Source organism: Streptomyces sp. NPDC013187 (assembly GCF_042899705.1).
Classification (GTDB): domain Bacteria; phylum Actinomycetota; class Actinomycetes; order Streptomycetales; family Streptomycetaceae; genus Streptomyces; species Streptomyces hawaiiensis_A.
This window is the reverse complement of sequence record NZ_JBIBAF010000004.1, coordinates 239,851-262,107: the sequence shown is the minus strand read 5'-3', so window position 1 is coordinate 262,107 and position 22,257 is coordinate 239,851. Positions and strand designations below refer to the sequence as shown.

Sequence of the window (22,257 nt, the reverse complement as noted above, 5' to 3'; positions counted from 1 at the left end):
ACGCTAGGAGGAAATCCCGACAGCCTCTGGCGTGATTTCCCTGAGTTCTCCCTCCTCCAGCAGAAGCCAGCGCGTGATGCCGACCGACTCCAGGAAAGGCAGGTCGTGACTGGCCACGACCAGCGCTCCCTCGTACGACTCCAGGGCCGTGGTGAGCTGCCGGACGCTCGCCATGTCCAGGTTGTTGGTCGGCTCGTCCAGCATGAGCAGCTGCGGCGCGGGCTCGGCCAGCATCAGCGCGGCCAGCGCGGCCCGGAAGCGTTCGCCGCCGGACAGGGTCGCCGCCTTCTGGTCGGCGCGGGCGCCCCGGAACAGGAAGCGCGCCAGCCGCGCCCGGACCCGGTTGTTGGTGGCGCCCGGTGCGAACCGGGCCACGTTCTCGGCGACGGACAGCTCCCCGTCGAGGACGTCGAGCCGCTGTGGCAGGAACCGCAGCGGGACGTGCGCCATCACCTCGCCCGATTCCGGGGCGAGCTCCCCGGTGATCGTGCGCAGCAGCGTCGTCTTGCCGGCGCCGTTGCGCCCGATCAGCGCGACCCGCTCGGGCCCGCGCAGTTCGAAACCGCCCTTCACCCGGGCGCCGTACCGGAGCCCCAGATCCTGGAGGGTGAGAACCGTCCGTCCCGGCGGCACGGCCGTGTACGGCAGGTCGACGCGGATCTCGTCGTCGTCCCGTACGGCCTCCACCGCCTCGTCGAGCCGCTCTCTGGCCTCGGCGAGCTTCTCCTCGTGCATGATGCGGTGCTTGCCCGCGGACTCCTGCGCCGCGCGCTTGCGCGCCCCCATGACGATCTTCGGCTCGCGCTTCTGATCCCACATCTTCTGCCCGTACCGCTTGCGGCGGGCCAGCTTGACCTGGGCGTCCACCAGTTCGCGCTTCTGCTTGCGGAAGTCGGACTCGGCGACGCGCACCATGCGCTCCGCCGCCTCCTGTTCGATCTCCAGTGCCTCCTCGTAGGCCGAGTAGTTGCCGCCGTACCAGGTGATCCCGCCGGAACGCAGATCGGCGATCTGGTCGACGAGGTCCAGCAGTTCGCGGTCGTGACTGACGACGATCATCACGCCCGGCCAGGACTGGACGGCCGCGTACAGCCGCCTGCGGGCGTACAGGTCGAGGTTGTTGGTCGGCTCGTCCAGCAGCAGCACGTCGGGCCGGCGCAGCAGCAGTGCGGCCAGGCGCAGCAGGACGGACTCACCGCCGGACACCTCGCCGATGGTGCGGTCCAGCTCGACGTGGCCCAGGCCGAGTTCACCGAGCGTGGCGAGGGCGCGCTCCTCGACGTCCCAGTCGTCACCGACGGTCTCGAAATGCGCCTCGGAGACGTCGCCCGACTCGATGGCGTGTAGGGCGGCGCGCTGCGCGGCGATGCCGAGGGCCTCGTCGACGCGCAGGGTGGTGTCGAGCGTGACGTTCTGCGGGAGGCAGCCGACCTCGCCGGCCACGCGGACGGTGCCGTCGGCCGGTGCGAGTTCACCGGCGATCAGCTTCAACAGGGTTGATTTTCCGGACCCGTTGACGCCGACCAGGCCGGTCCGGCCGGGGCCGAACGAGACGTCCAGGCCCTCGAAGACGGGGCTGCCGTCGGGCCAGGCGAACGCAAGGGACGTAACGGTGATGAAAGTGGACATGGGGCCTCACTCGCGGTTGCTCGAAGCGGTCAGGGGCAAACGCGTGTCGAGACACCTGCGACCAGGGGGAGGAGGCTCCATGGGCACGTCACGGACATGAAAGATGCCCTGCACCGGGAGGACGGCTCGAACGCCGAGGTCGCACGCAGCGCACACCACAGAGGGATGTGACGCGGTGTCTCAGGACCTCAGACGAGCAACGTCCTTCTCCAATCGGCGGCAACAGGACGCTGTACACGCTACGAAGGCCCTGTGGGCCTGTCAACGCATTAACGCGCGACTCGATCTTCTGCTCCGAGGAGGCCTCCCGTGCCGCACGGCCCGCTCTCGCTGCCGGCCCGGCTCTGCCTGCTGGCCTGGGACGCCGCACGGCCTGCGGCCGGCCGCACCGCCCTGCGGCCCGACCTGGTGCGGGCCGGTGCCCTCGTCGAGCTGGCCCAGCGCGGGCTGCTGACCGACGTGGACGGTGTCGCCACGCCGGTGGACCTGGACGCGAGCGCGGGTGACCCGGTCCTCGACGGGCTGCTGGATCTCGTCCGCGAGTCATGCCCGCACCCCTGGCGGACCTGGGTGACGCTGCGGGCGCGGGTGACCTCCGACGCCGTGCGGGAGCAGCTGGTGGCCGAGGGGTACCTGCGGGCGGAGAAGCGCCGGGTGCTCGGGGTGTTCCCGTCCGTGGAGTACGCGCTGGAGCGTGCGACCGTCGCGGCGGCGCTGCGGGAGGAGACCCGGCACGTGCTTCGTGGGCCGCTGCCCGCCGCCGGGGTCTCCGATCGCGACGCGGCGGTCGCCGTCCTCGCCGCCGCTGCGGACCTCTTCGGCGAAGGCACTTCCGGACAGCGCACCCGGGAACTGACCGAACGGGCCGGAGCGGCGACGCCAGGACCGGGGAGCATCGTCCGCGAGGTGAGCAGGGCGGTGAGAGCGGGGAGGACGCCGGCGGCTTCGCACTGAGGCCCGTCGGGGCCGACCGCGGCGGGTGGTGACGCGGCCTCGTCACCCGCGACGGTGAAGGGGACCACTGTGTCGGATTCCTGCCAGACCCGCCCACCGGCCCGCTGGTTGAGTCCTCCGCATGACGAACCAGACCGACCGCGCCGCCGCCTTCCGTGCACTGCACATCCCCGGGACCCCGCTGGTCCTGCCCAACGCCTGGGACGCCGTGAGTGCCCGGCTCGTCGAGGAGGCGGGTGCCGCCGCCGTGGCCACGACCAGTGCCGGGCTCGTCTGGGCACTCGGCGCGCCCGACGGCGAGCAGGCGGACCGTGACGCGGCCCTCGCCGCCCTCGCCAGGATCGCCGACGCCGTGACCGTCCCCCTGACCGCGGACATCGAGAGCGGCTACGCCGAGGACGCGAAGGGCGTCGCCGGCACGGTCCGGGCGGTCGTCGCCGCGGGAGCGGTGGGAGTGAACATCGAGGACGCCCTGCACGGCGCGGGAACCGGCGGCCCGCTGCGGGAGGTCGCCGAGCAGGCCGAGCGGATCGCCGCCGCCCGCGAGGCCGCCGACGCCGCGGGTGTGCCGCTGTTCGTCAACGCCCGCATCGACACCTTCCTCAGTCGGGCCGGGGGAGTCGGCCCCACCCTGGAGCGGGCGGCCGCCTTCCGCGCCGCGGGCGCCGACGGGATCTTCGTCCCCGGGGCCGTCGACCCGAGGACCGTGAAGGAACTCGTGGGCGGGGTCGACGGGCCGCTGAACGTCATGGCCGGTCCCGGCGCACCCACGGTCGCCGAACTGGCCGCCCTGGGCGTCGCCCGGATCAGCGTCGGCTCGGGCGTCGCCCAGGCCGCCTACGCCATGGTCCGCCGGGCCGCGCGGGAGCTGCTGGACCGGGGAACCTACGGGTCACTGACCGGCGCACTCGACCACGGCGAGGTCAACGCCCTGCTGAGGCGGGCCGGTTAGCTCAGCACGCGTCACGCATCAGCTCGGCGAGACCATGGTCCAGATCCAGCTGGAGGTGCTCCAGACCGACCGGCACCAGTTCGCTCGTGGCCTCGAGGAACCGGCGGATCTCGCTGGAGCGCACATGGACCACGGCCGTGCCCTCGGGGGCGTGGAACTCCAGCACCGTGCGGTCGTAGCCGTAGGGGCGCACGCGCACGTCGCCGTGCCCCTCGGCGCTCTTCTGGCCCGCGGCGAGCAGCTCGCGGGAGAAGGTCCAGCAGACCTCGACGCCCTCCAGCGTGGCCGGGGCGGGGAAGGTCATGCGGACCGCGAAAGGATCACGCCGGTCGTAGTGCAGCGTCGCGGGAATGCTCGGCATACGCGGCGCGGCGGCGACGAGGCGGGCCTCCACGGGCTGCTCGATGACGATGGACAACGCCTTGCTCCCTTGTGACGGCTGGACGGACACTTCCGGGCGGATGAGGCCGGGCACTGGAAGAGACGACGGAATCAGCCAATCCGTGCACACGAAATGCGAGTGACCTCTGTCACCGCGTTCATGCACCAGAGTGACGTGACTCTCCTTGTGCGTCTCCAAGGGCACTTGTGGCGACCACCGCACCGCCCGCACCGCCCGCGAGGCCATCTGGACGGCACCCAAGCGGTGGGCTAGCTTCCCCCGCCATGAGGCGCATGGGGAGCACGCGACGGACGGGACGAACATGGGGCAGGGCGACCGCGATGGCGGCCTGCGCGGCGGCACTGGCAGCCCTGACCGCCGTACCGGCGCAGGCGCACGGGCCTGAGCACCGGCCGCCGCACTGGGAACTCAAGGACACCGGCACCCCGCAGGCACGCTTCCGGGGCCTCGCCGCCGTCAGCCGGAACACCGCCTGGGTCGCCGGCACCGGCGGCACCGTGCTGCGCACCACCGACGGCGGGAAGAGCTGGCGGAACGTGTCGCCGCCCGGCGCGGGGGAGTTGCAGTTCCGGGACGTCGAGGCGTTCGACGCCCGCCGGGCCGTGGTGCTGGCCATCGGCGAGGGCGAGGCGTCCCGGGTCTACCGCACCGACGACGGCGGAGCGACCTGGACGGAGTCCTTCCGCAACCCGGACCCGAAGGCGTTCTACGACTGCCTCGCCTTCTTCGACCGCCGCCACGGCCTGGCGATGAGCGACCCGGTGGACGGGAGGTTCCGCATCCTGTCGACCGGCGACGGCGGCCGTACCTGGAAGGTGCTGCCGGACCGGGGGATGCCGGCCGCGCAGGAGGGCGAGGCCGGATTCGCGGCGAGCGGCCAGTGCCTGGTGACATCCGGGACGAGGGACGTCTGGCTGGCCACCGGCGGGGCGGCACGTGCGCGGATCCTGCACTCCTCCGACCGCGGACGCACCTGGACGGCCACCGACTCGCCCCTCCCGGCGGGCGACCCCGCCCGGGGCGTGTTCGCGCTCGCCTTCCGCGACCGCACCCACGGTCTCGCCGTCGGCGGCGACTTCCGCCCCGACCAGCCCTCACCGCAGGCCGCCGCCCGCTCCTTGGACAGCGGCCGCACCTGGCGCGCGGCCGCCACACCTCCGCCCGCCTACCGCTCGGGCGTCGCATGGCTCCCGCACAGCCGCACCGCCGCCCTGACCGTCGGCCCCACCGGCACCGACCTCACCACGGACGCGGGCCGCACCTGGCGCACCGTCGACACCGGCTCCTACGACACCGTCGACTGCACCCCGGACCACGGGTGCTGGGCCGCCGGTGAGAAGGGCCGGGTTGCCCGCTTGGAGCACTGAGCATGCGGGGTGCCCTGATCGTTGGCAGTGTGGGTACTCGTTCACTGATCGGGAAAGGAAGTGAGCGGACATGCCACGCGGTTCGAGCCCCAAGCGGGAGCGCCAGTACGAGCACATCAAGGAAAGTGCGGAGGACCGGGGCGAAAGCACCGGCCGCGCCAAGGAGATCGCCGCGCGGACGGTGAACAAGGAACGCGCCCGCTCCGGCGAGTCGAAGACGGCCAGCCGCACCTCCACGAAGGACATGTCGTCCGGCAAGCGCGGTGGCCAGCGGTCGGGGCAGGGCTCCCAGGGCCCCACCTACGACCAGCTGTACCAGGAAGCCAAGCGCAAGGGTGTCGAGGGCCGTTCCAGCATGAACAAGAGCCAGCTGCAGCGCGCGCTGGGCAAGTGAGGCGGACGCCTCAGAGGGTCTCCCGGTAGGCCTCCAGCGCGGGCGCCGTCTTCGTCGCCGCGAACTCGGTGACGCGGTACGCGCACACGCCCGCGGTGACGAACGGGTCCTCCGCGGTGATCGCCTCGATCCGCGCGCGATCCCCCGCGACGGCGATGATCACCCCGCCGTCGCGGGGGTTCTTGCGCCCGGACGCGAGGAAGACCCCCTGCCGGTACGGCTCGTCGAGCCAGTCCACGTGGTCCTTCAGCACAGCGTCGACGGCTTCCAGCGGGGCGGTGTACGTCAGCTCCAGCACGAACATGATCGGGAGCCTATCCCCAGGCCTCTGTCCCGGTCCCCGGGGAGCCCGTAGGCTCGGGCCACCATGACGACCGTACGCATCCCCGAAGACTGGCCCGCCACCGAGGAACAGGCCCGCGCCGTCCAGGACGAACTGCGCGCACGCGTGATCCTCGACGCGACCGGACCGCCGCCCGGATCGGGCCGGGTGACCGGGGTCGACGTCGCGTACGACGACGAACGGGACGTCGTCGCCGCCGCGGCGGTCGTGCTGGACGCGTCGAGCCTGGAGGTCGTCGCCGAGGCCACGGCCGTGGGCCGGGTCTCCTTCCCCTACGTGCCCGGGCTGCTCGCCTTCCGCGAGATCCCGACGGTCCTCGCCGCCCTCGACGCCCTGCCCTGTCCGCCCGGCCTGGTCGTCTGCGACGGCTACGGCCTCGCCCACCCCCGCCGCTTCGGCCTGGCCAGCCACCTCGGCGTCCTGACCGGCCTGCCCACGATCGGCGTCGCGAAGAACCCGTTCACCTTCTCCTACGACGACCCGGACACCCCGCGCGGCAGCACCGCCCCCCTGCTCGCCGGCTCCGAGGAGGTCGGCCGGGCCCTGCGCACCCGGGACGGCGTCAAGCCGGTCTTCGTCTCCGTCGGGCACCGGGTGACGCTGGACGACGCCTGCGCCCACACCCTCGCGCTGACCCCCGCCTTCCGCCTCCCGGAGACCACCCGCAGGGCGGACGCGCTGTGCCGCGAGGCGCTCAGGAATACCTACTCCTCCTGATCCTCCACCCGCCAGCGGCCCACCTCGCGGTACTCCGAGTCGTAGATGGCCGCTTCGTCCCCGGGGGCGAGCGGATAGTGGCGCAGATTGCCGGCCCAGTACCTGAGGATCCGGCCCAGCTCGCCCGCCGGGTCCTTCGCCAACGCCGCGTCGTCCAGGGAAACTTCCAGGAGGAATCTCATGCCTTCAAGTGTTTCATTGAACTCCTTGTTGGCACTTTCCGAGCCGTTGCCGCAGGCGGAACGCCGAAAGTCTCAAGCGCGGGGAGAGGCGCGGTCCGGGCGGGCGGACGAAACTGAGTACCGGCCCTGAGTACCCGTACGGATGCCCGGCGGCGGCAGCGCCGACAGGCTGGAGCGCATGACAACGCACCGCGCCCCCAAGCCTGTTGCCGCCCCGACCCAGACCGTCGAACGGGCCGTCACCATAGGGCTGATCCTCGCCGTCCTCGCCGGGCTCGGCTGGATCGCCGGAATGATCTACACCCTCGCCGAGTGGCCGTTGTAGGCCCCCGGCGGGCCTCAGCGGGTCGACGCGACGCGGAAGCGGATGCCCGCCGCGCGCAGCCGGTCGATCAGCGCGTTGCCCATCGCCACCGCCGTGGTGACCTGACCCGCCGTCTTCGGAAGGTCGTCGAGTGCCAGGCACAGCGCCGACTCGGCGAACATCTTGGCCGTCTCGTCGTAGCCGGGGTCGCCGCCCGAGACCTCCGTGTACACCCGTGAGCCGCCGCCTTCGCCCACGAAGCGCACGGAGAACCAGCTCTTCGCCCGCTTCTCGGGGCTCGGCCCGTCCCCGGGCTTGAGCCGGTCCGACAACCAGCGTCGCGCGGGCGCCACCTGGGCCGCCGCGACCAGCGCCCCGACCGCCGCGACCCCGCCCACGGCGACGGGCAGATGACGGACGGCCGCGTACTGCCGGTAGCGGAAGTCGGGCCCGTACCGTTCGAGGGCCGACGCAGAGCGCCGCACGATCTGCGGGTCGATGGTCGGCATCGGCAGCGCCCACGCCCCGACCTCCTTGGCGAACCGCGGCCCGCCCAGCGGCGCCGACGTCCGCCGGCCCACCAGCCGCGGCTCGTGCCGCCGCCGGTCCCGCGCGGCCGCCGCCATCTCCCGCTGCCGTGCGAACTGGCCCAGCGCGGAGGCGAAAGTGCCGCCCGAGAAGGCCGCGTCCGCGGTGACGAAGCCCTCCACGCTCAGGGGCACGTCCTCGGGAAGCTGCTGCACGGTGAAGTAGACGCCCAGGTCGTGCGGGATCGAGTCGAACCCGGCGGCGTGCACCAGCCGCGCCCCGGTCTCCCGCGCGCGAGCGTCGTGCCGGACGTACATCAGGTCCACGAACTCGGGTTCGCCGCACAGGTCCAGGTAGTCGGTCCCGGCGTCCGCGCAGGCGGCGACGAGTTCCTCCCCGTACGTCACGTACGGGCCGACGGTCGTGGCCACCACGCGCGCCTGTCCGGCGAGGTCGCGCAGCGAGGCCGGGTCGGACACGTCCGCCCGCACGACCCCGATCTCCGCGTCGGCGGGCAGCCGCTCCCGCAGCCGCTTTAGCTTCTGCGCGCTGCGGCCCGCGATCGCCCAGCGCAGCCCCTCGGGCGCGTGGGCGGCCAGATACTCCGCGGTGAGCGCCCCGGCGAAACTGGTCGCTCCGAAGAGCACGATGTCGTACGGACGGTCCGTCCTGCTTTGCCTGCTCATGACACCCCTCGGTCGTGCAGCCCGTGCCGCTGTCGGTGGCCGAGGCTAGCGTGAGGAGTGCGGAGCCCGACGACGAGCCCGGAGGACGACGATGGCCGTGCCCAGGAATGCCCTGAAGAAGTGGGAGAAAGTGCGCGCGTTCGCACTGGGGCTGCCGGATGCCGTCGAAGAGTTCCCCTGGGGCGAGTCCGTCGCGAAGGTCAACAAGAAGGTGTTCGTCTTCCTCGGGGTCGAGGACGGCAGTTACCCCTTGGGGGTGACGGTGAAGCTCACGGACGAGACGGCGCACGCGCACGCGCTGGCCTGCCCCGGCGCCGAGCCCGCCGGGTACGGCCTGGGCAAGGCGGGCTGGGTGTACATCCCCTTGGAGCAGCAGGGCGCCCCGGCCGCGGAGGTGCTCTGCGACTGGGTGGAGGAGAGCTACCGGGTCATCGCTCCGAAGCGGCTGATAGTGGAGCTGGACGGGACCTGACCCCGTCCGGCAGATTGCTAAGCGCTTGCTCGTTCGGGTCTTGTGCCGAGTGGAACACGTTCTTAGCATCACTGGTGTTACATCAGATGTGTCACAGCACTGGGGGCTGGATGACCACGGCAAGGACGCCAGGACACGGCCCGCTCACCGGCGTGCGCGTCGTCGAGCTGGCCGGTATCGGGCCCGGCCCGTTCGCCGCCATGCTCCTGGCCGACCTCGGGGCCGACGTCGTGCGCGTGGACCGCCCGGGCGGCCCCGGACTCGGGATCGACCCGGCGTACGACGTCACCAACCGCAACAAGCGCTCGGTGATCGTCGACCTGAAGTCACCCGACGGCCGGGAACAGGCGCTCGGCCTCGCGGCCCGCGCCGACGTCCTGGTGGAGGGCTATCGCCCCGGCGTCGCCGAACGCCTCGGAGTGGGCCCCGAGCCCTGCCACGCCCGCAACCCGCGTCTCGTCTACGGCCGCATGACCGGCTGGGGCCAGGACGGCCCGCTCGCCCAGCGCGCCGGGCACGACATCGCGTACATCGCCCCCACGGGCACCCTCGGCATGATCGGCAGGCCGCAGGAAGCGCCGCCGGCCCCGGCCAACCTGCTCGGCGACTACGCGGGCGGCTCCCTCTACCTCGTCGTCGGCGTCCTCGCCGCCCTCCACCACGCCCGAGCGACCGGCGCCGGCCAGGTCGTCGACGCCGCCATCGTCGACGGTACCGCTCACCTCACCACGATGATCCACGGCATGCTCGCCGCCGGCGGCTGGCAGGACCGCCGCGGCGCCAACCTCCTGGACGGCGGCTGCCCGTACTACGGCACGTACGAGACGGCGGACGGCCGGTACATGGCCGTCGGCGCCCTGGAACCGCAGTTCTACACCGAGTTCCTCGGCCTCCTCGGCGTCGAGGACCGGGCCGGGGCCCGCAAGGACGTCACCCGGTGGGACGAACTGCGCGAAGAGATCGCCGTCCGCTTCAAAGCGCGGACGAGGGACGAGTGGACGGCCGTCTTCGACGGCTCCGACGCCTGTGTGGCGCCCGTGCTGTCGCTGCGCGAGGCCCCGCACCACCCGCACCTGGCCGCCCGCGGCACCTTCACCGATCACGGCGGCATCACCCAGCCCGCCCCGGCCCCCCGCTTCTCCGCGACCCCGACCTCCGTCCGCACCGGCCCGGCCCGGCCGGGCGCCGACACGGCGGACGTCGCCCGGGACTGGGACGTCCCCGGGCTGCTCCCGTCGTCCCGCAACCCTCAGTGAAAGGCCTCCTCGTGAGCACCGAAGCGTATGTGTACGACGCGATCCGCACCCCGCGCGGCCGCGGCAAGGCCAACGGCGCCCTGCACGGCACCAAGCCCATCGACCTGGTCGTCGGACTCATCCACGAGATCCGCGCCCGGTTCCCGGACCTCGCCCCGGCCGCCGTCGACGACATCGTTCTCGGCGTCGTCGGCCCGGTCGGCGACCAGGGCTCCGACATCGCCCGGATCGCCGCCATCGCCGCGGGCCTGCCCGACACCGTCGCCGGCGTGCAGGAGAACCGCTTCTGTGCCTCGGGCCTGGAGGCCGTCAACCTGGCCGCCGCCAAGGTGCGTTCCGGCTGGGAGGACCTCGTCCTCGCGGGCGGCGTCGAGTCCATGTCCCGGGTGCCGATGGCCTCCGACGGCGGCGCCTGGTTCAACGACCCGATGACGAACCTCGAGGTCAACTTCGTGCCGCAGGGCATCGGCGCCGACCTCATCGCCACCATCGAGGGCTTCTCCCGGCGGGACGTCGACGAGTACGCGGCCCTCTCCCAGGAGCGGGCCGCCACCGCCATGAAGGACGGCCGCTTCGACAGGTCCGTCGTCCCGGTCAAGGACCGCAGCGGCCTCGTCGTCCTCGACCACGACGAGTTCCCGCGCCCCGGCACCACCGCCGACTCCCTCGCCAAGCTGAAGCCGTCCTTCGCGGACATCGGCGAGCTCGGCGGCTTCGACGCGGTGGCGCTGCAGCAGTACCACTGGGTGGAGAAGATCGACCACGTCCACCACGCGGGGAACTCCTCCGGCATCGTGGACGGCGCGTCGCTCGTCGCGATCGGCTCCAAGGAGGTCGGCGAGCGCTACGGCCTCACGCCCCGCGCCCGGATCGTCTCCGCCGCCGTCTCCGGCTCCGAGCCCACCATCATGCTCACCGGCCCCGCCCCCGCCACCCGCAAGGCCCTCGCCAAGGCCGGACTGGCCATCGACGACATCGACCTCGTCGAGATCAACGAGGCGTTCGCGGCGGTCGTCCTGCGCTTCGTGAAGGACATGGGCCTGTCCCTGGACAAGGTCAACGTCAACGGCGGCGCGATCGCCCTCGGCCACCCCCTCGGCGCCACCGGCGCGATGATCCTCGGCACCCTCGTCGACGAACTCGAGCGCCAGGACAAGCGCTACGGCCTCGCCACGCTGTGCGTCGGCGGCGGCATGGGCGTCGCCACCATCGTCGAGCGCATCTGACCCCCTCCCGACGGATCACACGGAGCACCTCCACATGAGCACTGAATCCACCACCATCCGCTGGGAACAGGACCGCACCGGCCTCGTCACCCTCGTCATCGACGACCCGAACCAGTCCGCGAACACCATGAACCAGGCGTTCCGCGACTCGCTGGCCGCCGTCACCGACCGCCTGGAGGCCGAGAAGGACTCCATCCGGGGCGTCATCATCACCTCCGCGAAGAAGACCTTCTTCGCCGGTGGCGACCTGCGCGACCTCATCCGCGTCACGCCCGAGACGGCCCAGGAGCTGTTCGACGGCGGCATGGCGATCAAGCGGAACCTGCGCCGCATCGAGACCCTCGGCAAGCCGGTCGTCGCCGCGCTCAACGGCGCCGCGCTCGGGGGCGGTTACGAGATCGCCCTCGCCTGCCACCACCGCGTCGCCCTCGACGCGCCCGGCTCCAAGATCGGCTGCCCCGAGGTCACGCTCGGCCTGCTGCCCGGAGGCGGCGGCGTCGTCCGCACGGTCCGGATGCTCGGCATCGCCGACGCGCTGCTGAAGGTCCTCCTCCAGGGCACGCAGTACAACCCCCGCCGCGCCCTGGAGAACGGCCTCGTCGACGAGGTCGCCGACAGCCCGGAGGACATGCTCGCCAAGGCCCGCGCCTTCATCGACGCCAACCCCGAGTCCCAGCAGCCCTGGGACAAGCCGGGCTACCGCATCCCGGGCGGCACACCGGCCAACCCCAAGTTCGCCGCGAACCTGCCCGCCTTCCCGGCCAGCCTGCGTAAGCAGACCAACGGCGCCCCCTACCCGGCCCCGCGCAACATCCTCGCCGCCGCCGTCGAGGGCTCCCAGGTCGACTTCGAGACCGCGCAGGTCATCGAGGCCCGCTACTTCGTGGACCTCGCGGCCGGACAGACGTCGAAGAACATGATCCAGGCGTTCTTCTTCGACCTCCAGGCGGTCAACTCCGGCGCCAACCGCCCGAAGGGCGTCGAACCCCGCAAGGTCCGTAAGGCCGCCGTGCTCGGCGCCGGGATGATGGGCGCCGGCATCGCCTACTCCTGCGCCCGCGCCGGCATCGAGGTCGTCCTGAAGGACGTCTCCCTGGAAGCGGCCCTCAAGGGCAAGGCCTACTCCGAGAAGCTCTGCGCCAAGGCCGTCGCCAAGGGCCGTACGACCCAGGAGAAGGCCGACGCGCTGCTCGCGCGCATCACCCCCACCGCCGAGGTCCAGGACCTGGCCGGCTGTGACGCCGTCATCGAGGCGGTCTTCGAGGACACCTCCCTCAAGCAGAAGGTGTTCCAGGAGATCCAGCACGTCGTCGAGCCCGACGCGCTGCTGTGCTCCAACACCTCCACGCTGCCCATCACCGCCCTCGCCGAAGGCGTGGAGCGCCAGGGCGACTTCATCGGACTGCACTTCTTCTCGCCCGTCGACAAGATGCCGCTGGTGGAGATCATCAAGGGCGAGCGCACCGGCGAGGAGGCCCTGGCCCGGGCCTTCGACCTGGTCCGGCAGATCAACAAGACGCCCATCGTCGTCAACGACTCGCGCGGCTTCTTCACCTCCCGCGTCATCGGCCACTTCATCAACGAGGGCGTCGCCATGGTCGGCGAGGGCATCGAGCCCGCCTCCGTGGAGCAGGCCGCCGCGCAGGCCGGCTACCCGGCCAAGGTGCTGTCCCTCATGGACGAACTGACGCTGACCCTGCCCCGCAAGATCCGGGCCGAGACGAAGCGGGCGGTCGAGGAGGCGGGCGGCACCTGGACGGCCCACCCCGCCGAGGCCGTCATCGACCGCATGGTCGACGAGTTCGGCCGCACCGGCCGCAGCGGCGGCGCCGGCTTCTACGACTACGGCGACGACGGCAAGCGCACCGGCCTGTGGCCCGGACTGCGCGAGCACTACACCAAGCCGGGGTACCGCATCCCGTTCCGGGACATGCAGGAGCGCATGCTGTTCTCCGAGGCGCTGGACACCGTCCGGCTGCTGGAGGAGGGCGTGCTGACCTCCGTCGCCGACGCCAACATCGGCTCCATCTTCGGCATCGGCTTCCCGGGCTGGACCGGTGGCGTGCTCCAGTACATCAACGGCTACGAGGGAGGCCTGCCCGGCTTCGTGGCCCGCGCGCGGGAACTCGCCGAACAGTACGGCGAGCGCTTCGCCCCGCCCGCGCTGCTGGTGGAGAAGGCGGAGAAGGGGGAGCGGTTCAGCGACTCAGCCCGCGGCTGACCCGCCGGACTCCGACGGCCCGGTGAGCCACTCGCCCAGCTCTTCCTTCAGCGACCGCTGAAAAGCGGTGAGGAGCGCCTGCACCACCATCGGGTGCATGTGTGCCGACAGGGACCGAACGTCCCGCGCGTCACGCTCCGCCACCTCACCGCGGAAGAGCTGGGACAGCTCCCGGGCCGCGGCGCACGCGTGCTCGATGAGGACGGTGCGCGCCGTGGAGATCGCCTGCTGGGACAGCGGCACGTCCAGCAGCCCGGTGCCGAGCCGGAGCAGACCGAGGTCGGCCTCGTACCCGCCGTCCGCGGGCCGGACCACGCCCATTGCGACGAGCCGCTCGACGTCCTCCTCGCCCAGCGGCCGTCCGGCCCGCCGCTCCAGCTCCGCCCGCGTGACCGTCTCGACGGTCTCCGGCGCCCAGGAGGCCACCACGGCCCGGTGGATGGCGAGGTCGTGCGCGCTCAGGTCCGGCGGCAGTTGCCGCAGGTAGCGCTCGATGCCGGCCAGCGTCATGCCCTGCTGCTGCAACTCCTCGATCAGCGCCAGCCGGGCCAGGTGCTCACGCCCGTAGTGCCCCACCCGCCGCGGCCCGAGCACCGGCGGGGGCAGCAGCCCCTTCGTGCCGTAGAAGCGGACCGTGCGCACCGTGACTCCGGCCCGGGCCGCCAGCTCGTCGATCGTGAGGGTCGGCTCCTCGGTGTCGGTCGTCATGTGCAGCAGTATCGCTGTCTCACCAGTGCTGTGAAACCTCCGGTGCCCCAGGTGAAGGTGCTGTGAGAAGTCGCGCTCTGTGACGTATGCCACCGCGTGAGCCGCGAAGGGTGGGGGAAGGTGGCCCCTTGGTCTGTGCCTTTACCGAGGGCACGGACCTTATGTACGTCCGGAAAGCCGAGCGCGACCCGCTCGGGAGCACCAGAGAGTGGATCCACCGTGAGCAAGGACGCCGTGAACACGGCAGCAGCCGCATCCCCCAGTGACGCGGCCCAGGTGCCCGCGGACGCGGGCGACGCCGGCTACAGCAAGGACCTCAAGCCCCGTCACGTCAACATGATCGCCATCGGAGGCGCCATCGGCACCGGGCTCTTCCTGGGCGCGGGCGGCCGCCTCCACAACGCGGGCCCGGCCCTGGCGATCGCCTATCTGGTCTGCGGCGTCTTCGCCTTCTTCGTGGTCAAGGCCCTCGGTGAGCTCGTGCTCTACCGCCCCTCCTCGGGCTCCTTCGTGTCCTACGCGCGCGAGTTCCTCGGTGAGAAGGGCGCGTACGTCGCCGGCTGGATGTACTTCCTCAACTGGTCGACCACCGGCATCGCCGACATCACCGCGATCGCGCTCTACACGCACTACTGGAGCCTGTTCACCGACATCCCGCAGTGGGTGCTCGCGCTGGTCGCCCTCGCGGTGGTCCTGGTGGTGAACCTGATCTCGGTGAAGATCTTCGGCGAGATGGAGTTCTGGTTCTCGATCATCAAGGTCGCGACGCTCGTCGGCTTCATGCTGATCGGCATCTTCCTGCTCGCCACGCAGCACAAGGTCGGCGGTGAGACGCCGGGCCTGAGCGTCATCACCGACAACGGCGGCGTCTTCCCGCACGGCATGATGCCGGTCGTCCTCGTCATGCAGGGCGTGATCTTCGCGTACGCCGCGCTGGAGCTGGTCGGTGTCGCCGCGGGCGAGACCGCCGAGCCGGAGAAGGTCGTCCCGCGCGCGGTGAACTCCATCATGTGGCGCGTCGGCCTCTTCTACGTCGGCTCGGTCGTCCTGCTGGCCCTGCTCCTGCCCGGTTCCGTCTACTCGGCCGACCAGAGCCCCTTCGTCACCGTGCTGTCGAAGATCGGCATCCCGGCGGCCGGCGACGTGATGAACCTGGTGGTCCTGACGGCCGCCATGTCCTCCCTCAACTCCGGCCTGTACTCCACGGGCCGCATCCTGCGCTCCATGGCGATGGCCGGCTCCGCACCGAAGTTCACCGCCCTCATGAACCGCAGCCAGGTGCCCTACGGCGGCATCCTGCTGACCTGCGGGGTGTGTGTGCTCGGCGTCGGCCTGAACTTCCTCGTACCGGCGCAGGCCTTCGAGATCGTGCTGAACGTGGCCTCCCTCGGCATCATCAGCACCTGGGTGATCATCATGGTCTGTCACCTGGTCTTCGTCCGCCGCGCCAAGGCGGGCCTGATCAGCCGCCCCTCCTTCCGCCTTCCGGGCACCCCGGTCACGGAGATCGCCACGATCGTCTTCCTGCTGGCCTGCCTCGGCATGATGTGGAACGACCCCGAGGTCGGCCGCAAGACCCTCCTGCTCGTCCCGCTGATCGCGGCCATGCTGGTCGCGGGCTGGTTCGGCGTCCGCCGCCGCGTGTCGCAGACGGCGGACCAGGAGCTGTCGCAGCTGACCGAGTAGCCGGTCGGGCCCGCCGTACGGACCGGGCGCCCGCGGGCCCTTCGCAGCACGGGCCGCGTCGGCTGCCGCCGGCTCAGCCCTGGCTGTCGAAGGCCCGCACCAGGCAGTCGGCGAGGCGCTGTGCGAGGGTGTCGTCGGGATCCAGGCGGGGGTTGAAGATCGTGACGGTGAGGCCGACGGCGCCGCCGCCGGACAGGGCCGTGCGCAAGACGGTCTCCAGCTCCTGCCAGGTCAGGCCGTCCGGCTGCCGGTAGTCGACGGCGGGCATGAGCGCGTCGTCCAGCACGTCGACGTCGAGATGGACCCAGTACCCGGCGTCCGCGCCGCCGCCGCTCAGCAGCCCGACCGCGCGGCGGGCCGCCTCGGCCGCCCCCAGCGCGCGCACGGTGTCCAGTTCCATCGCGTGCAGCGCGGGCGGCAGCGGCTGCATCCCGTGTGCCGCGGACTCCTCCGCGTCCCGGAACCCCAGGGCGACGACGTCCTCGTCCCGCACGAGCGGGCCCCGGCCCTCAAGGTCGGCCAGCACGCGCGGTCCGCGCCCGGTGGCCAGGGCGAGTTCCATGGAGGCCACCTCGCCGGCCGGCTCGGCCGAGGGCTGGTAGAAATCGGTGTGGCCGTCCAGGAAGAGCAGACCGTGCCGGTCGCGGCGGCGCAGCGCGAGCAGGGTGCCGAGCAGCACGCTGCAGTCGCCGCCGAGCACGACGGGGAACCGGACGTCGTCGAGGAGGTCGCCCACGGCGCCGGCCAGCGCGGCGGAGTATGCGGCGATGCCGCCCGGGTTCAGGACCCCCGTTCCCGGGTCCCGCTCCCAGTCGTACGGGGGCGGCTCGACGCGCCCCGCGTGCACCGCCCCCAGCCCCTCGGCCAGCCCTGCCCCGAGCAGTGCCGCCGGCAGATCCTCCACACCGGTGGGGCGCAGCCCGAGCACGGACGGGGCCTCGATGATCGCCAGTCTCCGCAACGCCGGCTCCCTCGTCAGCAGCCGTGGCCTCCCTCGTCACGGCGCATGGGCCCACCGTAGACGGCCGGGCCCCGTCCGGCAGGCCGGGAGCCGCCTGACGGGGCGGGGCGCCGACACCCCGGTGCGGCGAGCCGCCCGGCCCGGGGGTCTCGCGGACACTCCTGCGCGACGACATCAATGCCCGTGCACCCCGGCGCGGCGAGCCGCACCGGCCGGGTCGCGGCGGACACCCCTGCGCGGCGCCATCAGTGCCCGTGCACCCCGTTCGTCGCCGCGATCCGCTTCCAGGACCTGGGCTGCGGAACGCCCTTCGCCTCCTTGGCCACCGCGGCGGCCCGGGCCGCCGGCACCCCGGGCTTCGACGGCTGGAACAGCCACGTGTCGAACAGTGCGGCCAGCGGCTTGCCCGACACCTCCTCCGCGTAGCGCTGGAAGTCCGCCACCGACGCGTTGCGGTGGGCGTACTTCGACGGCCAGCCCTTGAGGATCGCGAAGAACGCCTCGTCGCCGACCCGGTTGCGCAGCGCCTGGACGGCCAGTGCGCCACGGTCGTAGACCGCGATGTCGAACTGGTTCTCCGGACCGGGATCCCCCGGCTTCACCGTCCAGAACGGGTCGTCTGCCGGGTGCGAGGCGTAGACGTAGTCGGCGAGCTCCTGTGCCGTGCCCTCACCCTCGTGCTCGGACCACAGCCACTGCGCGTACCGGGCGAAGCCCTCGTTGATCCAGATGTCCTTCCAGCCCTTGACCGACACCTCGTCGCCGTACCACTGATGGGCCAGCTCATGGACGACGACGGACACGTTCGAGCCGTTCGCGAACTGCCGCGGGCTGTAGAACGGCCGGGTCTGGGTCTCCAGCGCGTACCCGGTGTTCGTGTTCGGCACGTACCCGCCGAGCGCGCTGTAGGGGTAGGGCCCGAAGTACCCGGCGAGCCAGTCCGCGATCTCCCCGGTCCGTTCGATGCTCGCCCGTGCGGCCCCGGCGTTCGCCCCGAGATCCTTGCTGTAGGCGTTGAGGACCGGGATGCCGCCCTCGGTCGTGCCGGTCGTGATGTCGAACTTCCCGACCGCGAGCGTGGCGAGGTACGTGGCCTGCGGCTTGTCGGACCGCCAGTTCCAGCGGGTCCAGCCGAGCTTCGAACTCGTCGACTGGAGCGTGCCGTTGGCGATGGCCTGGGTGCCGTCCGGGACCAGCACGGACACGTCGTACGTCGCCTTGTCCAGCGGATGGTCGTTGCCCGGGAACCACCAGGCCGCCGCCTCCGGCTCGTTCGCCGCGACGCCCCCGTCCGGGGTGCGGTGCCAGCTGGTGAAACCGTAGGCCTTCTTGGACGACGGCACCCCGCTGTAGCGCACGACGACGGTGAGGGGCGCACCCTTGGCCGGCGGGCTCTTCGGCGTGATCTCCAGCTCGTGCTCGCCCGAGGTGCGGAACGAGGCCTTCGCTCCGTTGACCCGTACCTCGCCGACATCCAGCAGGAAGTCCAGGTTGAAGCTCGACAGGTCCTGCGTGGCGCGGGCCACGAGGGTCGCCGTGCCCTCCAGTTCGTCCGTGGCCGGCTGGTACTTCAGCCGGAGGTCGTAGTGGGAGACGTCGTATCCGCCGTTGCCGTAGGCCGGGTAGTAGGGGTCGCCGATCCCCGGCGCGCCGGGGGAGTAGGGGGCGGCCGATGCCGGGATCGCCAGCAGGAGAACGGTCGCCGCCAGGGCTCCCGGCGCGATGATTCTGCGGTGCACGCGAGGCTCCAAGTCGTAGGGTCCCGAGGTCTTCCGGGCTCTGTCCGGAGCCTATTGACTCCCTGTGCCTCTGATCATGTCCATGGCCCCTGCTGTCACACGATCGCCATTCGGCCGACATGAGACACCCGTCCCGAACGCCCGTCCCGGACACGCCGGTCCGTCAGCTGCCCTCTTCTGAACGGGAGTTCACCGATGTACCGTCCGGCGCATGCCGAAACGCACGCGCTTCACGACCTGGAGACCGCTCGCGACGGCGGCCGCGGCCGCCCTCTTGGCCACACTGCTCACCCCCGTGGCCGCACAGGCCGCACCGGCCGCCCCGCGCGGGAGCGAACCCGTCTACTCCTACGACAACGCCATCCGCGAGGCCGTCTGGGTGGACACCGGGCTCGACGGCGACCGCGACGGGAAGACCGACCGGGTCGCCGTCGACATCGTCCGCCCCCGCGAGACCGCCCGCCTGGGCCGCAAGGTCCCCGTCATCATGGACGCCAGCCCGTACTACTCCTGCTGCGGGCGTGGCAACGAGAGCCAGAAGAAGACCTACGACGCGCAGGGCCGTGTCGCACAGATGCCGCTCTACTACGACAACTACTTCGTCCCGCGCGGCTACGCCTTCGTCGGCGTGGACCTGGCCGGAACCAATCGCTCCGACGGCTGCGTCGACGTGGGCGGCCGGTCCGACATCCAGTCCGCCAAGGCCGTCGTCGACTGGCTGAACGGCCGCGCGAAGGCCTACACGACCCGCACCGGCACCACCCGCGCCCAAGCCGGCTGGACCAACGGCCGCACCGGCATGATCGGCAAGAGCTGGGACGGCACCATCGCCAACGGCGTCGCCGCCACCGGCGTCAAGGGCCTGAAGACCATCGTCCCGATCAGCGCCATCTCCTCCTGGTACGACTACTACTTCCAGCAGGGCGCCCCGCTGTACGACTCCGGCCCCGAGTGGCTGTCGGACTACGTCGACAGTCCCGACGCCCGCGCGAAGTGCGCGGCCGTCCAGCAGAAGCTCACCGACGGCGCCCCGCGCACCGGCGACTGGACCCCGCTGTGGACCGAGCGCGACTACGTGAAGGCCGCGCGCAAGGTCAAGGCCAGCGTCTTCCTCGTCCACGGCATGCAGGACCTCAACGTCCGCATGAAGCACGTCGGCCAGTGGTGGGACGCCCTCGCGAAGCGCGGCGTCGAGCGCAAGATCTGGCTCTCCCAGACCGGCCACGTCGATCCCTTCGACTTCCGCCGCGGCGCCTGGGCCGACACCCTGCACCGCTGGTTCGACCACGAACTCATGGGCATCGACAACGGCATCGACCGCGAGCCCATGGCCGACATCGAGCGCGCGCCCGACCGGTGGGAGACCTCCAGGGTCTGGCCGCCCAGCGGCACCCGGGCCGCCACCCTGCGCCCCGACCGCGGCTCCCAGGCCGGCGTCGGCACCCTCGGGCTGCACCGCGGCCACGGCACCGAGAGCTTCACCGACGACCCGAAGCTGAGCGAGACCGACTGGGCCGCCCGGATCGACCGGCCCACACCGGAGAAGGCCGGTTTCGTCACCGGACCGCTCACCCGTGACCTGCGCCTGGCCGGCTCCTCCCGGGTCACCGTCACCGCCACGCCCTCCACCCCGACGGCCCACCTCTCCGCCGTCCTCGTGGACGTCGGCCCCGCCACGATCCGCGACTACGCGGTCGCCGGTGAAGGCATCACCACCCTGACGGACCGGACCTGCTGGGGCGCGAGCACCGCCGGCGACAGCTCCTGCTTCAAGGAGACGAAGGCGAAGACCGCCGACGTCGACTACACGGTCGTCAGCCGCGGCTGGGCCGACCTCGGCAACCACGCCTCGGACCACAAGGGCTCCCCGCTCACCCCGGGCGAGAGGTACACGATCACCCTCGACCTCGCGGCGACCGACCACGTCATCCGCAAGGGCCACCGCCTGGCGCTGATCGTCGCGGGCACGGACAAGGACCTCATCGACCCTCCGGCCGACAAGCCGAAGCTCACGCTCGACCTCTCCCGTACCTCGGCGCGCGTCCCGTTCGCCGGCGGAGCCACCGCCTTCGCCCGCGCCACCGCGGGGACCTCGTTCGCCACCCCCGACGCCACGCTCCTGGACGGCGTCCGGGAGCCGCGCACCACGCACCGCGTCCCGGGGGAGACCCGGTGACCCGCGCAGGCGCCCTCGTCCTGACCGCAGCCGCCCTGACGGCCTCCCTGATCGCCGCACCGGCCCAGGCGGCCCCGGACTCCCCGCCGCGCACCGGCTTCGAACAGTCGAGCGGTGCCCGCTGGACCACGCAGCCCGAGGAGCAGGACTTCCTCAAGGCGGTCGACCGCTCCAGCGGACGCGTCGCCGTGACCCGCTTCGGCACGACGAAGCAGGACCGCCCGCTCCAGCTGGTGCGGATCGGCAACCGCCCCAGCCCCAGCAAGATCCTGCTCGTCTGCAGCCAGCACGGCGACGAACCCTCCGGCCGCGAGGCCTGCCTGACCACCGTCCGCGACCTCGCCCACGCCCGCGACAGCCGCACCCGCCGCTTCCTGGACCGCACCACGGTCCTGGTCGTGCCCACCGCCAACCCCGACGGCCGGGCCGCGAACACGCGCGGCAACAGCGACGGCGTCGACATCAACCGCGACCACCTCGCCCTCAGGACCGCCGAGGGCCGCGCCCTGGCCGCCCTCATCCGCGACGAGCGCCCCGACATCGTCTACGACCTGCACGAGTACGGCGCCACACCCCGGTTCTACGACAAGGACCTCTTCGACCTCTGGCCGCGCAACCTCAACACCCACGAGGCGGTCCACGACGAGGCGCAGACCCTCTCCGAGGCGTACGTCCGCCCCGCCGCCCAGCGGGCCGGCCACTCTACGGGCACCTACGGCATCTGGACCGACCCCGAGACAGGTGAGCCGGTCAGGCAGGTCGCCGGAGACGGACAGGAGCGCATTCTGCGCAACATGTCCGGTGTGAAGCACTCCGTCGGGCTGCTCATCGAAAGCCGCGTCGATCCGCTCACCGACGCGGAGAGAGCGGACGAGGCGCTCAACAACCGGCGCCGGGTCACCTCCCAACTGGACGCGCTCAAGGGCATGTTCGGATACGCCGACCAGCGTCGTGCGCGCATCGAGGCGACGACGGCACGGGCCCGGCTCGCGGGCTACGCCGACACCGGCCCCGTCTACGTCGGCGGCGCCGACAACGAGGCCCCCGAACCGGGTGAAATCATCCCGAACCCGCCCTGCGGCTACCGGCTCACCGCCGCCCAGTACGCCGAGGTGGGCGACGAACTCGTCCTGCACGGCGTGCGGGTGCGCAAGGACCGTGAGGGTGTGCTCGTCCCGCTGCGCCAGCCCCTGCGGGCGCTCGTGCCGCTGCTGCTCGACGACCGGGCCGAGTACCACCTGACAGGAGGTTCATACGAAACCGCATGTTGAGAGGGGTGAAATTGCGCCACACGTGGTAGCAGCGTTTACGGAGGACCTACATCCTCCTCCGCTGTCCCGATGAAAGGTTCCG

Annotated in this window: 21 protein-coding genes; 13 read left to right on the top strand and 8 right to left on the bottom strand. The window is 71.8% G+C overall.

The annotated features are described in order from the left end of the window. Positions 1 to 3 precede the first annotated feature (3 nt). Positions 4 to 1,629 (bottom strand): ABC-F family ATP-binding cassette domain-containing protein, encoded by a 1,626-nt coding sequence (locus tag ACFY5B_RS09760; protein WP_389967082.1) that lies wholly within the window; start codon positions 1,627 to 1,629, stop codon positions 4 to 6. 309 nt (positions 1,630 to 1,938) lie between these two features. Here ACFY5B_RS09760 and ACFY5B_RS09755 point away from each other — a divergent pair, with 309 nt between their 5' ends. Both ACFY5B_RS09755 and ACFY5B_RS09750 read left to right on the top strand, forming a co-directional pair. Then, a complete protein-coding gene (locus ACFY5B_RS09755) occupies positions 1,939 to 2,583 on the top strand; it encodes a GPP34 family phosphoprotein (protein WP_389967079.1) in 645 nt (214 codons plus the stop codon). 121 nt (positions 2,584 to 2,704) lie between these two features. After that, entirely contained in the window at positions 2,705 to 3,535 is an 831-nt protein-coding gene (locus ACFY5B_RS09750) for an isocitrate lyase/phosphoenolpyruvate mutase family protein (RefSeq protein ID WP_389967076.1), read from the top strand. A gap of 1 nt (position 3,536) precedes the next feature. Here the strand turns inward: ACFY5B_RS09750 and ACFY5B_RS09745 are convergent, their stop codons facing one another. Next, complete coding sequence (locus tag ACFY5B_RS09745; protein ID WP_053674905.1) at positions 3,537 to 3,953, bottom strand: SsgA family sporulation/cell division regulator; 417 nt, start codon at positions 3,951 to 3,953, stop codon at positions 3,537 to 3,539. Between the two features lie 257 nt (positions 3,954 to 4,210). On the opposite strand from ACFY5B_RS09745, the gene ACFY5B_RS09740 reads away from it, so the two are divergent. Both ACFY5B_RS09740 and ACFY5B_RS09735 read left to right on the top strand, forming a co-directional pair. Next, positions 4,211 to 5,305: a WD40/YVTN/BNR-like repeat-containing protein gene (locus ACFY5B_RS09740; RefSeq protein WP_389967073.1), complete on the top strand. Its 1,095-nt coding sequence runs from the start codon at positions 4,211 to 4,213 to the stop codon at positions 5,303 to 5,305. A 70-nt stretch (positions 5,306 to 5,375) separates the two neighbouring features. Continuing rightward, a complete protein-coding gene (locus ACFY5B_RS09735; RefSeq protein ID WP_362237707.1) occupies positions 5,376 to 5,699 on the top strand; it encodes a plasmid stabilization protein in 324 nt (107 codons plus the stop codon). Between the two features lie 10 nt (positions 5,700 to 5,709). Here ACFY5B_RS09735 and ACFY5B_RS09730 read toward each other — a convergent pair whose 3' ends face one another. Next, on the bottom strand, positions 5,710 to 6,003 hold the full coding sequence (locus tag ACFY5B_RS09730) for a YciI family protein (RefSeq protein ID WP_389967070.1): 294 nt from the start codon (positions 6,001 to 6,003) through the stop codon (positions 5,710 to 5,712). Positions 6,004 to 6,066: 63 nt separating this feature from the next. Between ACFY5B_RS09730 and ACFY5B_RS09725 the strand changes: the two genes are divergently transcribed. Beyond that, positions 6,067 to 6,759, top strand: a complete 693-nt coding sequence (locus ACFY5B_RS09725) for an endonuclease V (protein WP_389967063.1) — start codon at positions 6,067 to 6,069, stop codon at positions 6,757 to 6,759. Here ACFY5B_RS09725 and ACFY5B_RS09720 read toward each other — a convergent pair. After that, positions 6,747 to 6,941, bottom strand: a complete 195-nt coding sequence (locus ACFY5B_RS09720) for a hypothetical protein (RefSeq protein WP_389967060.1) — start codon at positions 6,939 to 6,941, stop codon at positions 6,747 to 6,749. The two genes, ACFY5B_RS09725 and ACFY5B_RS09720, sit on opposite strands and share 13 nt — an antisense overlap. Before the next feature lie 178 nt (positions 6,942 to 7,119). On the opposite strand from ACFY5B_RS09720, the gene mmpA reads away from it, so the two are divergent. Further along, positions 7,120 to 7,266: a morphogenic membrane protein MmpA gene (mmpA, locus tag ACFY5B_RS09715; protein WP_170320889.1), complete on the top strand. Its 147-nt coding sequence runs from the start codon at positions 7,120 to 7,122 to the stop codon at positions 7,264 to 7,266. A 14-nt stretch (positions 7,267 to 7,280) separates the two neighbouring features. Here the strand turns inward: mmpA and ACFY5B_RS09710 are convergent, their stop codons facing one another. Continuing rightward, the gene (locus ACFY5B_RS09710; RefSeq protein ID WP_389967057.1) at positions 7,281 to 8,459 is read right to left on the bottom strand and encodes a saccharopine dehydrogenase family protein; all 1,179 of its coding nucleotides are present in this window, start codon (positions 8,457 to 8,459) and stop codon (positions 7,281 to 7,283) included. A gap of 91 nt (positions 8,460 to 8,550) precedes the next feature. On the opposite strand from ACFY5B_RS09710, the gene ACFY5B_RS09705 reads away from it, so the two are divergent. From ACFY5B_RS09705 to ACFY5B_RS09690, 4 genes are all read left to right on the top strand, one after another. Further along, positions 8,551 to 8,931, top strand: coding sequence for an MmcQ/YjbR family DNA-binding protein (locus ACFY5B_RS09705; protein ID WP_389967054.1), 381 nt, complete (start codon positions 8,551 to 8,553; stop codon positions 8,929 to 8,931). Between the two features lie 110 nt (positions 8,932 to 9,041). After that, on the top strand, positions 9,042 to 10,187 hold the full coding sequence (locus ACFY5B_RS09700) for a CaiB/BaiF CoA transferase family protein (protein WP_389967051.1): 1,146 nt from the start codon (positions 9,042 to 9,044) through the stop codon (positions 10,185 to 10,187). An 11-nt stretch (positions 10,188 to 10,198) separates the two neighbouring features. Then, positions 10,199 to 11,413: an acetyl-CoA C-acetyltransferase gene (locus ACFY5B_RS09695; RefSeq protein WP_389967048.1), complete on the top strand. Its 1,215-nt coding sequence runs from the start codon at positions 10,199 to 10,201 to the stop codon at positions 11,411 to 11,413. A 34-nt stretch (positions 11,414 to 11,447) separates the two neighbouring features. Then, on the top strand, positions 11,448 to 13,634 hold the full coding sequence (locus tag ACFY5B_RS09690; protein ID WP_389967045.1) for a 3-hydroxyacyl-CoA dehydrogenase NAD-binding domain-containing protein: 2,187 nt from the start codon (positions 11,448 to 11,450) through the stop codon (positions 13,632 to 13,634). Here the strand turns inward: ACFY5B_RS09690 and ACFY5B_RS09685 are convergent. Beyond that, positions 13,620 to 14,342, bottom strand: coding sequence for a MerR family transcriptional regulator (locus ACFY5B_RS09685; protein ID WP_389967042.1), 723 nt, complete (start codon positions 14,340 to 14,342; stop codon positions 13,620 to 13,622). The two genes, ACFY5B_RS09690 and ACFY5B_RS09685, sit on opposite strands and share 15 nt — an antisense overlap. A gap of 219 nt (positions 14,343 to 14,561) precedes the next feature. Here ACFY5B_RS09685 and ACFY5B_RS09680 point away from each other — a divergent pair, with 219 nt between their 5' ends. Then, on the top strand, positions 14,562 to 16,028 hold the full coding sequence (locus ACFY5B_RS09680; protein WP_389967040.1) for an amino acid permease: 1,467 nt from the start codon (positions 14,562 to 14,564) through the stop codon (positions 16,026 to 16,028). A gap of 73 nt (positions 16,029 to 16,101) precedes the next feature. On the opposite strand, the gene ACFY5B_RS09675 is transcribed toward ACFY5B_RS09680, so the two are convergent. Both ACFY5B_RS09675 and ACFY5B_RS09670 read right to left on the bottom strand, forming a co-directional pair. Beyond that, entirely contained in the window at positions 16,102 to 16,989 is an 888-nt protein-coding gene (locus ACFY5B_RS09675; protein ID WP_389967037.1) for an arginase family protein, read from the bottom strand. 245 nt (positions 16,990 to 17,234) lie between these two features. Continuing rightward, positions 17,235 to 18,728, bottom strand: a complete 1,494-nt coding sequence (locus tag ACFY5B_RS09670) for a M1 family metallopeptidase (protein WP_389967034.1) — start codon at positions 18,726 to 18,728, stop codon at positions 17,235 to 17,237. Between the two features lie 211 nt (positions 18,729 to 18,939). Between ACFY5B_RS09670 and ACFY5B_RS09665 the strand changes: the two genes are divergently transcribed. Further along, positions 18,940 to 20,904 carry a Xaa-Pro dipeptidyl-peptidase gene (locus ACFY5B_RS09665; RefSeq protein WP_389967032.1) on the top strand — a complete coding sequence of 655 codons (1,965 nt, stop codon included), beginning with the start codon at positions 18,940 to 18,942 and terminating at the stop codon, positions 20,902 to 20,904. Continuing rightward, positions 20,901 to 22,175 carry a M14 family metallocarboxypeptidase gene (locus ACFY5B_RS09660; protein ID WP_389967029.1) on the top strand — a complete coding sequence of 425 codons (1,275 nt, stop codon included), beginning with the start codon at positions 20,901 to 20,903 and terminating at the stop codon, positions 22,173 to 22,175. The genes ACFY5B_RS09665 and ACFY5B_RS09660 overlap by 4 nt, the downstream gene beginning before the upstream one ends. The last annotated feature ends 82 nt before the right edge of the window (positions 22,176 to 22,257 follow it).